Source organism: Streptomyces sp. NBC_00203 (assembly GCF_045206325.1).
Classification (GTDB): Bacteria; Actinomycetota; Actinomycetes; order Streptomycetales; family Streptomycetaceae; genus Streptomyces; species Streptomyces lutosisoli.
This window is the reverse complement of the sequence record NZ_CP108126.1, coordinates 287,257-300,579: the sequence shown is the minus strand read 5'-3', so window position 1 is coordinate 300,579 and position 13,323 is coordinate 287,257. Positions and strand designations below refer to the sequence as shown.

Sequence of the window (13,323 nt, the reverse complement as noted above, 5' to 3'; positions counted from 1 at the left end):
GCGCTGTTGTGCTTCTGGACGCGCTGCCCAGGGGAGCAGCGGCGGTGTAGCCACGGTGTACGGCTGGGCAGGGTGACAATGCCGAATACGACGACCGCCTCTTCGCCCGGGTGGCCGAGGCCGTCGTCGCGGCTCTGCGGTAGCGTCGCCTCAGGGGCGACGCCGTACGAAGCCCAGGTAGGCGAAGCCTTCGCCCTCGCGCGGCGCCCGGGTCCAGGACCGGGTGGTGAACATAGGGAGGCTGCCCTGGGACAGGGCGAAACAGGGAAGCGAGATGCCCAGTTCGGCGTGCAGGGTCTCCAACAGGCGTACCTCTCGGTCAAGATGGGTGTCAGGTGAGCCGACAAATCGCGCGGGATCCAGGGTGTTGGGTATCGCACCCGAGCGCCGGATGTCGTTGCCCCGCACCGTGAACGCATAGAGTTCCACGCCGCGTTCGGCCACCGAGACATGGAATGCGGCCGGGTGATCAGCCAAGTGCCGCTGCGGCTCACGCCACACCACCACGGCGCGACCCGACGCGGAGGCGGCCGCGGCGGGGGACTGGAACAGGTGGTTGATGCCCTGGCGGGACTGGCCGTCGAAGGCGAAGGCCCACCCCTCGCTGCAGCGGCCGGCCATGACCGCGGCCCGGTCCTCCCAGAGCTCGACGCCCTCCCGCTCGTGGTTCTGCCTCAACGGCCGGTACGCCCTGGCTGCGTGCACGGGCTCACTCAGTTCGGCACCCTCGTCGCCTATCAGAGCGGGTAGGCCGGCGGGGTCGGCGCCCTCGACCCAGACGCAGCGGTACGCATCGAACGGCCGCCCATGTATCCCGGTCGTCGTCAGCCAGGTGAGACCCGGCGGGTCGAGATCGGGCGCCGGCTCGGGAGCGGGCCCGGACTCGCCTGCGCGCGGAGTCGCGAGGATCTCTCGCCCGCGCTGCGGGGTGATCAGCGACCCCAGAACCGGATCGGCGAGCAGGCCAAGGGGCGCGAGCAGCAAAGGCCCAGGTGGTATCCACTGCGTAAGCGCGTCGCGCAGCATTCGCCACGCAGCATCGGTCGCTCCCCATCGGGCCGACTCCCGGGCCTCGTTGACGGCCCGGCCCCACGCACCCGGCGGCGCATAGCGATGGGTGCCGTCGCGCAGCGCGCTCAACAGGTCCTCGGCGATTTCCCGGTCGACACCACGGGCGGCCATCATCCCCAGCCAGTGGTCGTCTCCGCCCAGTCGCCATTCGCCGGAGGCCGGTTCGATGGCCGACACCGTAAGGAGCTCGGGCAGATAGCGGGGGTCAGCCACAAGGGAGCCGTAGTCCCGCTGAGCGCGGGGAGCCGCCAGATGCTGCAACTGGTTCAGCAGATTGGCGCTGTTCGGTCGTCCGAAGGACCGCGCCTCCTCGAGCAAGGGCAGGGCCTCCTCATGCCGTCCGCGCAGGGCGAGGAGGCGGGCCTCCTCGACCCGGGCGTCCTGGGCGCGAGTGGTGGCGTTCTCGAAGCCCGGCCGCCCCACCCGGTCGCCGTGGAAGCTCCGGTACATGGCCTCCATGTAGGCACGAAACGACGGGTAGCGGTCCGGGTATTCACCGCTCCAGCCCTTGTAGATGTAGAGCGCCCACTCGCCGTGCTCGTCGCGGTCGCCCGGGTCGAGCAGAGCCAGCGTCATATCGGAGTCTGTCTCCAGGCGCAGCGATCGCTGCCACATGCCGGCGAGCAGGACTTCCTGCTCGCGCGGGTCGTCGCCCAGATTCTCCTCGTACACCTCGGTCAACTCGTACGGATCCCGGGACCAGTCGATGTCCGCGATCCCACCGAGCTGATAGACCCCGGCCGTCTGCTCCACACGCCATCCGTCGCTCGCGGCCAGGAACTGGCGGTAGGAGGGCGGCAGTCGCTTCCCCAGCCGCTTCTCGACCGTGGTGATCGCGGCCTCGTCCGCCCCTGGCCTGCCCAGACTGACGGGACCCGGACCGCCGTCCCAGTCCTCCTCGTGCTCGGCGCGGGGAACCCACTCCTCCTGCCAACGGCCGAGGAGGTCCTGCCAGTTGAAAGACTCGTCGCTCATGACCGAGATCGTGCCAGCCACCACTGACAACGAGTCACTCAGAAGGCATCCGCCGTCCGTTCTTGACGGCGGTTGGTCGGGGATGGTGCGTTGTCGGTGCCGGGCTGGCGGGGCGTGTCCCGATAGGGGCCTGCCGATTTTTGTGGCGTCCTCACGATTCTGACCGCCCGGTTGGCCCGGTACCGGCAACGCGACGCGGCCCGGAAAGTCTTGTACCTGGTCAGATAGTCACAGCCAGGACCCCGCTTGTAGGGGCTGTCGTGACAGCTGAGGAACCCCCGTCGGCCAGGTGGCGACGGGGGTTCCTGCGTTCGGGGACAGCCTTTGGGATGGCGGAGCCCCGCCGCATCCACCTGGCGGGGCTTTGTGACGTGAGGGGGACATGGTCCATTGGCTCACGTGGCAGGCGGCACGCATGGTGCGACAGCAAGTTCCTGATCGCGAGTGACGGAATGTAACGCCTTCAATGCACGGGGCCTGCTTCGTTGAAGATGCCAGGTACTGCATGCAGTTGGGCGGTGGCGCGCTGAGAGCAGATCGCGCACCATGAAGTCGCCTGCCTCGGCCCATGCGGTGAAGCCCCAGTCAACGACTCCGTACCCACCAGGTGAGCCAGGCTGCCAGCGTGGCGCCCAACGCGGTCGCCGCACCGCGGAGCACGAACCGGCCGAATAGCAGCCAGGCCCGGCGGATCATCCGACGCGCACGTCGGGAATTCCGAGGGGAGATCTTCGACTTCCTTGGACGCTTTCGCATCGTTCGCCTTCCTCACGTGCGTGACGCGCACATCGGGTCAGGGCCACGGGCATGGCCGAGCCCCGACCGTTTCGCACGGGACTCTGGTGCGCCCGTGGCAACGCGTTGCCGGATCACAGCGCAACAGACCAGGTCTGTTGCCAAATCCCTGGCAACAGAGACGAGTCAGCCCAACAACCGGTAGGACTGTCTGGTGCCGTCAGAACACTGGGCAGGCGGAAACCTGCGGGAGTTGAGCAAGGAGCTGCCTGAACTCCATCAAGCCCTGGCCAAAGCCCTACGCGGTGCGTTCGAGGTCATGCAGATCACCCTGAGGGAATACGCCAGGCGACATCACCTGAGCGTGTCGGTGGTGAGCCGATATCTGAGCGGGAACCGCCTTCCGTCCAAAGACTTCATCGAGAAGGCCATCGAGCTGGCCGGCACCCGTCTCACCGCGGAAGACGCCACCACTTTGCGGAACCTCCACAGCCAGAGGGCTGAGGAGAAGGCGGAGCACGGAGAGGGCAGCATCCGGACATTGACGGCGCGCATGCTCAATCAGAAAGTGCAGTACGAGACGGCGACCCTCCAGCACTTGGCCACGATGGGCGCCTTGGATCGGGCCCAAACAGAGAACCACAGGCTGAAGACTCAGCTGCGCCTTTCCACCGGACCGCTGGCCGACACCTCCGATGACCTCCTCAGCGAATTGGAGCGGTATGCCGCGCTACGCGCGGCAGGTGCACGCGATGCCGTCACCTCCATCTCACACGACACCCATCGCCGCTGGCGCACTGCGCTGAACCAGTACGATCGCGCCCCGGCCTTGACTTGGACGGACACCGGACCGTGCACCCCCGAGCGCCGCGTGGCCAGCTATCGGCGTCTGGGGCTGGATCAGCTGCATCGCGACGCGCTCGACGAACTCGTACCGTTACAGGTCGGTGGCGACGCCGCTGTCGATGACGTTGCGCTCGAGGTGCATTCCCTGGCGCTGGGAGCCATGCACGCCAACGGCCCCCGTCCGCTCGCACGCGCCCTCGAATACTGGTCCGAGGACCATCTGTCTGTATCGGGTGCCGGTGCTCTGGACGCGAGCCAGTTCACTTTCCGCAGTCACCTGGCGTCAGGCGAAACCGCTGCCCCGCTCATGGCTCTGTGGCGACGAAGCCTCACCGAATGGGACCACGCGGAACGGCCTGCTTGGACATCCACCCCACCCCGTACTGCCGAGCGCCGCATCTCGGTGTATGAGCGCCTCGCACTGGAGCCCGCGACCCGCAGAGTGCTCACGGAGCTGATCCCGATCTCCTTCGCTGAAGGACCGATCATCATCAGTAGCGAGTTCACCCTGTGGTACACGCCCACTCACCAGCCCGGCCGCCCCTGGTACTGGCCCGCCTACCAGTGCTACCTGGCACAAATCAAGGGATGGACCGCCGAGGCCGTGGCCACCGTGGGAGAGAGCGCTACCCAAGTGGTCGCGCGTCTCGCGGACCCCACTGATGCTGCCGCCTACCAGTCCAAGGGTTTGGTCATCGGTTACGTCCAGTCCGGGAAGACCGCCAGCATTACTGGGGTCGTCGCCAAGGCCGTCGATGCCGGCTACCGATTGGTCATCATCCTCAGTGGCTCTCTCAACATCCTCCGCGCCCAGACACAACGGCGGATCGACAAGGAGTTGGTCGGTCGCGAGAACATTCTGCGCGGAGCCCCCGAAGAGGACTGCGAGTACGCCTTGGAGCCGGAGTGGAGGGCGGGAGAGTTCTTGACTCACGGCGGGCTTCCATCCCTCCACGGAGCGTTCGACGTTCTCCGACTCACAACCCTGAACAGCGACTACCAGTCCCTGCAACAGGGGATCACCGCGCTCGAGTTCGAGAAGCGTGACCCCACGCTGCCGTTGTACCACCCGGCCAACCTGCATCGCACGGCCGCCCGGCTCATGGTGGTCAAGAAGAACAAGGCCGTGCTCGGCTCGATTATCAGGGACTTGCGCAGACTCGGTGCCCAGTTGCAGGAGATTCCGGCTCTGATCGTGGACGACGAGTCCGACCACGGATCGGTCAATACGCTGCACCCTGGGCATCAAGGTGAAGGCCGTGCGCGCAGCGCCATCAACGGACTCCTCTCCGAACTGCTTGGCCTGCTTCCCCGAGCCCAGTACGTTGCGTATACGGCTACGCCGTTCGCCAATGTCCTCATTGATCCGCACGATGCGGAGGACGTCTTCCCAAAGGACTTCGTGCTCTCGTTGCCCCGCCCGGCTGGGTACATGGGGGCGCGCGACTTCCACGACGTGGACTCTGCCATTCCTCCTGAGGAGCGAACGGTCGCCAACTCCCAGGAGATGGCCCATGTCCGCGCCATCCACGAAGCCGAACCGGGCGACGACTCCTCTCTGCAACAGGCCCTCGATGCCTTTGTCCTGTCGGGCGCCATCAAGCTGTACCGCGAAGCCCTCGACCCGAGAAGTATCGCTTACCGTCACCACACCATGCTGGTCCACGAGTCCGTGCGCATCGCCGACCACCGCGAGCTCATGGATCGTCTCCTTAAGCTCTGGTACGTCCCCGGCCCACTCAAGGCCGAGGCTCTTCATCGGCTGAGGGCGCTCTACGACCTGGACTTTGCCCCCGTATCCGCCCACCGGGCCGAAGACCTCGCATGCCCTGTCTCGTTCGACGAGCTGATCCCGTATATCGATGCCGCGCGTGCCCGCATCGCCGACGGCTCAGAGAAGCCTGTGATCATCGTCAACGGTGACAGGGATATCGAGCGCGCCAGCGTGGACTTCGATCAGCGCCCCGTATGGAAGATCCTAGTCGGGGGCGCCAAGCTCGCCCGAGGCTTCACCGTCGAGGGCCTCACCATCAGCTACTACCGCCGTGCCGCCTCACAGGCGGACACCCTGATGCAGATGGGCCGCTGGTTCGGCTTCCGCGAAGGCTATGCCGACCTGGTCCGGCTCTACATCAGTCGCGGTGAAGCTGCTGGGAACAAAGAGATCGATCTCTACGAGGCGTTCGCAACGATGTGCCGCGATGAGGAGGAGTTCCGGTCTCAACTCGCCGACTACGCACACCTGGTGGACGGCAAGCCGATGATCACTCCGGCGCAACTCCCGCCATTGGTGGCCCAGTACCTGCCCTGGCTCAAGCCGACGAGTCCCACCAAGATGCACAATGCCGAACTCGTGGAGGTCCGGTCACCGGGGAGCTGGATCGAACCGTCGGGCTACCCCCTGGACATCGGCGCGAAGCGCCGAAACACGGAGCGGTGGCGCGCGATCCTTGGCACCTTCCAGAGCCCCCTGGTCCCCGTCTCCGTGCCGGCCGACGGCAGCCGGCAGGAGACCTCCTTCTCCGCGTACACGACTGTCATCGGACACACGCAGTTCCTTGAGGTGCTCAGCAGGCTGGAGTGGCTGGCCCCTGGCAATTTTGCACCGCACCTCGCCTATCTGCAGACCGCAAGCACGACCGGTGCAGGCATCGAGGATTGGCTCATCCTCGCCCCCCAGCTAGCTCCGCCGCAGCGCCGGGCCGGATCTGTGCTGGGGTCCCCGGAGCTCTCCCTCTTCGTCCGCAGTCGGCGTAGGGGGCCGCTCTTCGGCGCCATCAGCGGCCCCGCACATCGCCTGGCCGCCCGGGCTCTTCGTGCGAGCCTTCCGGATCGCAGGGGGATCGCATTGCTCTACCCGGTCCTGGAGGCGGGTGACGCCTACCAACACACCACGTACCTGCCCGGCACACCGGTCGACCCGTCCCAGGTCTCTCTTGCCTTCACCCTGCTCCCGCCTGGCGACTCGAAGGACGAAGCGGCTCCGCAACCTCCTCTGGTCCGATTCCGCGCCAAGGACTCCTCGTTGCCCGATCGCCCCATCATCGACAGGTAGGCGAAAGCGTCTTGTGCGGTTCAGGCAGTCCCGACGGTCCGCGGTCAGCGGCCTGCCGTCTCCGCCCCGGGGAAGACCCTTCGCGCCAGGACCTGCCGAACGACGTCACAGTCAGGCAGGGGAGGAGCCTGCGGCTCGGAGCGCTTGTTGGGCAGTGGCAGCGATGCGCTTGACGTACTCGCGGAGTTGGTGGAGTTCCGCGGCCCGCTGCTGGCTCCGAAGAGCCAGGGCAAGGGAGGCGATGACGGTCTCCTGATGGCCGGCGGTCCCGAGTGCGCGTGCCGCACGGTCGAGCAAGGCGATGTCCAGCTCGATGGAGCATGTCGGCTGCGTGACGGCTGGCGACGGGGGTGCCACCCTGCAGGTGCAGGGATGGTGGTTTCAGGGATCGGGGGATGGGCCAGGGGCATTGCACGAAGTGATCTTGTCTGGTTTTGTCAGGTAAGGCCGAGGGCGGTCAGGGGGCGGGGGCGACGGTAGTCGCGGGCGGTGCGGCGTAGGGCTGTGGCGCGAGGGCATCGAGCCCTCCCTGCCGCCTGCTGGCCGCCGGGCCGACACGCACCTTCTGGGAGCCCTGGACGTGCGCCTCGACAGCAACGCCACGCAACGTCGACTGAGCACCAGGCTCCGCGGCGCACGGGACTTCCTCGGCAGGGGCTGACGGGGAAGGGGAGGTAGCCTCATCGTCCGCTGGCCGGGCTGGACGATGCGGAGGCCGTCGCGCTCGGGGTGCCGCTCATCCACTGGCGCGGCGGACGCGCACACCACTACGAGGCCACGTGATCAAGGCACCTGAAGATCGAAATGATCCATGGAAATGACATCCTTCTGGTTCCACGGGTAAAGATTTACCGCGAAAACGTCGCAACTTTCCGCCTCCCACGGCTTAGGGTTCCTTCTGGGTATAGTGATTACCTTCCTAAATCCTCCTTCGCTGTTGGCGCCGACTTCGGTCTTATCGTGATACTCGGACCCGATACAGCGAAGCTCTATGAGAACTATTGAATTCGACGGGAAATTCTTACCCCAGACCGCTATCTTTCCCCCAGGCGTGACGCTAGCTTCGGCGATTTCAATTTTAGTAGTCTTTAAACTTCCCTCCGTGATCAGTTTAAATGACATTACGCCAGTAAATATTGCGAAAGCGGCCATAATCGCAACAGCTGCTTGCCCTGTCCGCTTTCCGAGTATCGGCCGGGGCGTGACGGTGGCACCACGCTTCGAAATACTCACCTCGGTGTCCGTTAGTTCTGCCTGTGTGGTGATGTTGGGCTCACCATCGGTAAGAACTTGGAAGCTCGCGATGGAACCCCGAGGAAGTAGCGTCGGTCCAACCGAGATGATCGAACCCGACTTGCTCCATGTGGGGCGGAATGTGGCGAGAGGGTCGGCCTCCTGGACTGCCTCTACGATAGGAGCGTGGAAGTCGATGGCGAGCGGCTCGCTCTGGTCGAATTGCGAACTCGGCAGATCTACTTTCCCCGAGTTTTTAAGCTCAATTCCAGTAATGTGTGGATTTGTGAGCGAGGTGCCGTTGTGCGAGATGTCGAGGCCGGATACTGAAGTCGCAGATGCCAGTGGAGCCACAGCCCCGATTGTGATGTCCAGGCGCCTCCTGGGTATGGATTTCCTCTGGTAGAGGACGGCGGTTGCTGCCACAAGGATCGCGACGATGCTCACGATGAAGGTCAGTGCGTTGAAGGATGCACCGTCTTCAAATAGGGCTGTAGTGATCGATTCGGGATGTTTGTTCATGCTCCCTCCTTGGGGCGGCAGATTCAGCAATCGCAATTCACTGCATGAAGGTTCACAGAGCCAGAGCCGCACCTTCAGGAGTAGACCTCAACGCAGGAATTATCCACAGGGGCACCCCTTCCCGCGTGAACACACCTACCGTGCTGCTCATTGATCACGAGCACGGGCGTCCATGGAACAGCGGCTGCCGGTCATGGCGCTGGACGAGGCGGAGAGCGCGATCGATGCCCCAGTCTGGTTTGCCGACGGTGACGGCGAGTGCCGTCGCGGGAAGTGAGGTTACCCTCGAGGGGGGAGCTGCGGGGGTAGTTCTCCTGGGGGGAGGCTGAGAATTTTTTCTCTAACCTCCCCAGCTTCTTTTTTGTTAAATTCAAAACCCTCCCTAATCTGCGCGAACCAGTTCGAAGGGTTAATGATTATCATCGTGAATCCGACTGGTAGCATACCTAGGATGTGGGCGATGCTGTGCTCGTCCAGGTATTGCTCGTAATAATCTTTCGCGGTTGCGTGTTGCAAAGCCTGATGGCATAATTTTTCCTCTTCGAGGTACCGGTAACATATAGCCATCAGGCACAGTATGTACCTTCTGCGGTTTACCACGAGTTCCAGGTGTGCAGGAGCCGTCCAGGTGAGGAACTTGCCTCGCTTGTTCACCACTGATGAGTACGCCGCGTTCGCGGCCTCAAGATGGTTGACGGCTGACCATACTTGAGAGCGCCGATCGCGAGCGTCTGGTGACTTCCCTAGGGCGTCAAGTGCCGCTTCTAGGCCGAGATCCGCTAACGCGTCCGTAAGTGGACCACCTTCGATGAATCCCCTTACCGTCTGTCCCACCCTTAACGCTGAAATAAGGTCGATCATGATTTCCCCTGCTGCTGTGAAGGGGTGTGCTCTCAAGCCTTCAGGGTATCCCCAAGCATGGTATAGCGATTCGTGGAAGCTGAAAGATAATCTGGGATGTCATTTAATTGGGTTGGGTTGAGAGCTTCATGGGATTCCAGTGGTGCGCTGCCTCACACGCGAGCGCCGTCGCGGGAGATTACTGATCTTTAGAGCTCGTAACACGATCATGCGACCCAGTCCCAGTAGTCGTGTCGTGGTGGAGCGTGGGAGCGTGACCCTGGATCGTGGGCGATGGCCTGTGTGGGGAAGAGGGGCTGGATGAGCGTGGTGTGGGCGGCGACGTCGCCGGAATCGGCCTCAAAACAGATTTCACGTTGGCCGATGACTTCCAGTCGTTCGCCGAAAGACTCTGCCCGAGCGGCGTTTTCACCAACGACCCTGGTAGTGAACCCGTATCGGCGTGATGATCTCGCGGGCCTACGGATCGCCTCGACATGGTCTTGCGGGGCGGTGCCTACAAGACGGCCGTACCCGGGGCAGGTTCGGCAGTACGTTGTGCCGATGGCTGACTCCCTGCCGCCGGGCGGCGCTGTGCTTGATGCGGACGAGCTGGAGGCTCGCTGGGCGGACGCCTGGAGTCCGGAACAAGTTGCGGAACGACTTGATGGGGTTGAGGCGTCCTGGTGCGTCGCGGCGGGGTGGGCGCTGGACCTGTTCCGCGGGAAGCAGTCGCGGCCGCACGGCGATCTGGAGATCACTGTGCCCGCGGCGGGATTCCTGGAGATTCGGCACCGCTTCCCCGAGTGCGTGTTTGACGCGGTGGGGTCGGGGCGGGTCTGGCCGGGAGCGGGATCTGAGCAACTGGCGGCCACGCACCAGACCTGGGTGCGGGATCCGGTGAGCGGCCAATTCCTGTTTGACGTCTTCCGCGAGCCGCACGAGGGCGATACGTGGATCTGCCGACGGGACGAGAGGCTGCGGCTACCGTATGGCTCGATCATTGAGCACGCGGCTGACGGGGTTCCGTACCTGGTACCGGAGCTGGTGCTGTTGTTTAAGGCGAAAGCACAACGGCCCAAGGACCAGGAAGACTTTCGAGGGGTGCTGCCGCTGCTTGGCCGGGCGCGGCGGGAAACCTTTAGCGGGTGGCTGGAGCTTGTACATCCGGGGCACCCGTGGCTGGCGGAGTTGGCGGGATGAGTGGCACCGGCTGCTGGTTGAGTGGCTGGGCTCGTCCGGATCCTGCTGTGGGGCCGGTCGATACGACCGGCGTATGCGCGGGTGAGGGTCGGTTGTGCCTGGGCTGAGGGCCTTGTCCCGCCGCGAGCCGGCGGGGATCATGACCGGGTGCAGCACCGAGAGGGACTCCAGGAACTGCTCGTCCGTGCCGGACTCGCGGTCGTCGAGGATGTGCTCCCGGGCGGCCTGTTTCCACCGGAGGCCGCCTGGCGAATCGCGCGGGGGATTGCGGCGCCGGACGGCGCAACCCGAGAAGGGCTCGACGCCGCGTGGTGGCGCCGTCTTTGCGATGCCGACGGTGAGTTCCTGGTGGCTGTCCTGGGCCATCGGATCGGCGGGAACGACTCCTGGTGGACCCGGGTCCGCTGCGTCGGCGATGGTGCGCCGGGGCTGAGCGGTGACCCCGGGTTCGTGGCGCTCTCCCTCGACGGGCAGGTGTTGCTGGCGGAGGCGCCATGTGCGGACGGGCCTCGGGTGACGGCCCTCGACCGCCTGCCGGAGCGGCTGGAGGGGGCCGCTATGGCCGCCGGGCGAGAGACGGAGGCAGAGCGCGCCGAGGTGTGGGCGGCGGTGCCCGGCCAGCCTGCGTGGCCTCTGCACTGGGCGGACGGGATCGGGTCCAATTCGGCCGCAACGGACGAGCTGCTGATCCAACTGCTGGATGTGGACGAGGGGTTCCTGCACGGATGTGACCGGCCCGCCGTCCTCGACGCCGCCGTGGCGCACCCCGATCCGCGGGTACGTTCGAGGCCCGCCGACACCTTCCGGCCCAAGCTCACGTCCGATCAGTGGGTACGCCTGGTCCGCGCCGAACCGTCGCCGAAGCGGCGCGTGCTCTGGGCCGAGAATGCCTGCGCCTGGGGCGCCCAGCTTCCCGCGGATCTGTACGACGACCTCCTCGCCGGGCCATCCCGCGCCCTGGCCGCCGAACTCCCGGGGCTCCCCGCACACCACCTCCCCAGCCTCGCGTCCGACGTCGAACCACGGGTACGAACGGCTGCCTGCGCCCGGTGGGAGGACCTCACCGCGCCGCTGCAGGAGCGGCTGCTTGCCGACACGGACAACGCGGTGCGAACGGCGGCGCTGCTCGCCCACCACACCAACACCCCCATGCCCCGCAAGGTCTTCGCCGCGCTACCCGCCCAGCGGCATGCACTCGAACGGTGCCGCTTCGAGCCCGAGTTGGAGGCGGAGCTGGTCCGGGACAGGGACACGGAAGTACGCCGGGCGTTGGCCGCCAACCCGGGCCTGGGCGCGCACGGCGTCGCCGTCCTGGCACAGGATCCGCGCGACGACATCCGCTCCACGGTGGCACTGCGCCCCGACCTCACCGAGGAGCAACGCGCCCAGGCGCGCTACGTCTTCGACCCGACGTTGATGTCGCACACCCTGCCCTGGGTCGCGGACCTGCAAGGCGACACCGACGCGATGCGCCGCCTGGCTGCGTCGTCCCATCCGCTCATCCGCCGCAGCGTGGCCCGTGCCGCACATCTCCCACCAGACGTCGTGGAGCGTCTGGCGCGGGACGAGGACCGGGTGGTCCGCTTGTTCCTCGCCGAATCATGCGACGACGCGCCGGCCGACCTGCTGCTGGAGGTCTGGCACTGGTGGGACGGCAGCTTCAGCCACCCCGACCGCCCCCGGAGCCACCCCAACTTCCCCCGTACCGGCCTACTGCGTTACGCCGACGACCCCAGCGGGCGGATGCGCCGCTTGGCCCTGGACGATCCGGAGTCCACGCCGGCCGACGTCGCGCGCCTGGCCCGCGACCCCGAAGCCGAGGTGCGCTGCCGCGCAGCCGAGGACCCTCGGCTATCACCGGCCGATGCGGTGCGGCTGCTGAACGACTCGGCGGCCCACGTCCGCGGGACCGCGATACGCAATCCGCGGCTGCCGGCCCGCGTCCAGGCCGGGCTGCTGCACAACCGCGACACGGCAGGCGCGGCGGTCACTAACCCGGCCATCCCGGTCCCCGTCCTGCACCGCATCCTGGCCGCGGCTACGGCAGCCATGGCATCCGAAGGCTGAACACTGACACCCCACACGGCGACCGTGGCGAGCTGACGCCGAACGCCGGCACGCATGAGTCGATCACTCCTACCCCAACCCTGCAAGCAGCCACCGGGACCCTGCTGTTCGTACGTGCGCCGCCAGCGCACCTTCGGGGAGCCTGCGAGGTTGCTCGGCTGCCCCACTTGTCCATGACGGGCGACGAGTTCACCGATGAGCCGGGTCAAGTTGCTGCCGCCGGGAGCCCAGCCCCATCGGTGCGCAGCAAGGAGACAGCCGCGCTTCACGAAAGTGTCGGCAGTCGCGAGACGATCACGGTCGGATCGCTGAGCGCGTAGCAGTGCACCCGCGCTGAAGTACACGCGTGGGTGAGGTTGAGCGTTGTATTGCGGAGCGGCAACGCGGACTGTCGCCAGCATCGTTGGTGTTCTGGAATGTGTCGAGGACCTGCGGTTCCGACCTGCTCGCCGGTGATCGTTGTCGCTCGTCGTGTGCCACCTGACCTGGGTTCGACAGGGTGGCCCTCCGAGGGCGGTCGATATAGCCGCGACGGACAAGCTCTCGCCTCGCGAGGCGATACATAGCAGACGATCCCCGGTTACCGAAACCGGGGATCGTCCCGATCATTGAGGGTGTTCGCGCTCGGCTGTGCTTGGCAGCGGAGCCGTGGCGGATGAAGCAGACAGCGCTGCAAGCCCCGGACGGGGAGAGCACCGTTGTCTGCTGCCCTGATGACCGCGGTGCTCGCTGAAATGCAGCGGTGCCTTCGCTGATGGGGAGTTTCCACGCACCCA

At 65.8% G+C, this 13,323-nt stretch carries 7 protein-coding genes; 4 read left to right on the top strand and 3 right to left on the bottom strand.

Going from position 1 to position 13,323, the window contains the following annotated elements; translation table 11 throughout:
- Positions 1-150: 150 nt before the first annotated feature.
- On the bottom strand, positions 151-2,046 hold the full coding sequence (locus tag OG975_RS01540) for an SMI1/KNR4 family protein (protein ID WP_406326806.1): 1,896 nt from the start codon (positions 2,044-2,046) through the stop codon (positions 151-153).
- 988 nt (positions 2,047-3,034) lie between these two features.
- Between OG975_RS01540 and OG975_RS01535 the strand changes: the two genes are divergently transcribed.
- The gene (locus OG975_RS01535; RefSeq protein WP_406326804.1) at positions 3,035-6,682 is read left to right on the top strand and encodes a Z1 domain-containing protein; all 3,648 of its coding nucleotides are present in this window, start codon (positions 3,035-3,037) and stop codon (positions 6,680-6,682) included.
- Between the two features lie 783 nt (positions 6,683-7,465).
- On the opposite strand, the gene OG975_RS01530 is transcribed toward OG975_RS01535, so the two are convergent.
- Positions 7,466-8,437, bottom strand: coding sequence for a hypothetical protein (locus OG975_RS01530; RefSeq protein ID WP_406326803.1), 972 nt, complete (start codon positions 8,435-8,437; stop codon positions 7,466-7,468).
- A gap of 279 nt (positions 8,438-8,716) precedes the next feature.
- Positions 8,717-9,334 carry a hypothetical protein gene (locus OG975_RS01525; RefSeq protein ID WP_406326802.1) on the bottom strand — a complete coding sequence of 206 codons (618 nt, stop codon included), beginning with the start codon at positions 9,332-9,334 and terminating at the stop codon, positions 8,717-8,719.
- 230 nt (positions 9,335-9,564) lie between these two features.
- Here OG975_RS01525 and OG975_RS01520 point away from each other — a divergent pair, with 230 nt between their 5' ends.
- The 3 genes from OG975_RS01520 to OG975_RS01510 all read left to right on the top strand — a co-directional run bounded on the left by OG975_RS01520 (position 9,565) and on the right by OG975_RS01510 (position 12,547).
- Positions 9,565-9,744 (top strand): hypothetical protein, encoded by a 180-nt coding sequence (locus OG975_RS01520; RefSeq protein ID WP_406326800.1) that lies wholly within the window; start codon positions 9,565-9,567, stop codon positions 9,742-9,744.
- Positions 9,745-9,841: 97 nt separating this feature from the next.
- A complete protein-coding gene (locus tag OG975_RS01515) occupies positions 9,842-10,480 on the top strand; it encodes a nucleotidyltransferase domain-containing protein (protein ID WP_406326798.1) in 639 nt (212 codons plus the stop codon).
- Positions 10,481-10,627: 147 nt separating this feature from the next.
- Complete coding sequence (locus OG975_RS01510) at positions 10,628-12,547, top strand: hypothetical protein (protein WP_406326797.1); 1,920 nt, start codon at positions 10,628-10,630, stop codon at positions 12,545-12,547.
- Positions 12,548-13,323 lie beyond the last annotated feature (776 nt).

What these genes read in the sequence shown, in the direction of transcription:
- OG975_RS01530 (WP_406326803.1), bottom strand. Translation starts at nt 8,437, where the DNA reads ATGAACAAACATCCCGAATCGATCACTACAGCCCTATTTGAAGACGGT.
- OG975_RS01515 (WP_406326798.1), top strand. Translation starts at nt 9,842, where the DNA reads ATGGCTGACTCCCTGCCGCCGGGCGGCGCTGTGCTTGATGCGGACGAG.
- OG975_RS01540 (WP_406326806.1), bottom strand. Translation starts at nt 2,046, where the DNA reads ATGAGCGACGAGTCTTTCAACTGGCAGGACCTCCTCGGCCGTTGGCAG.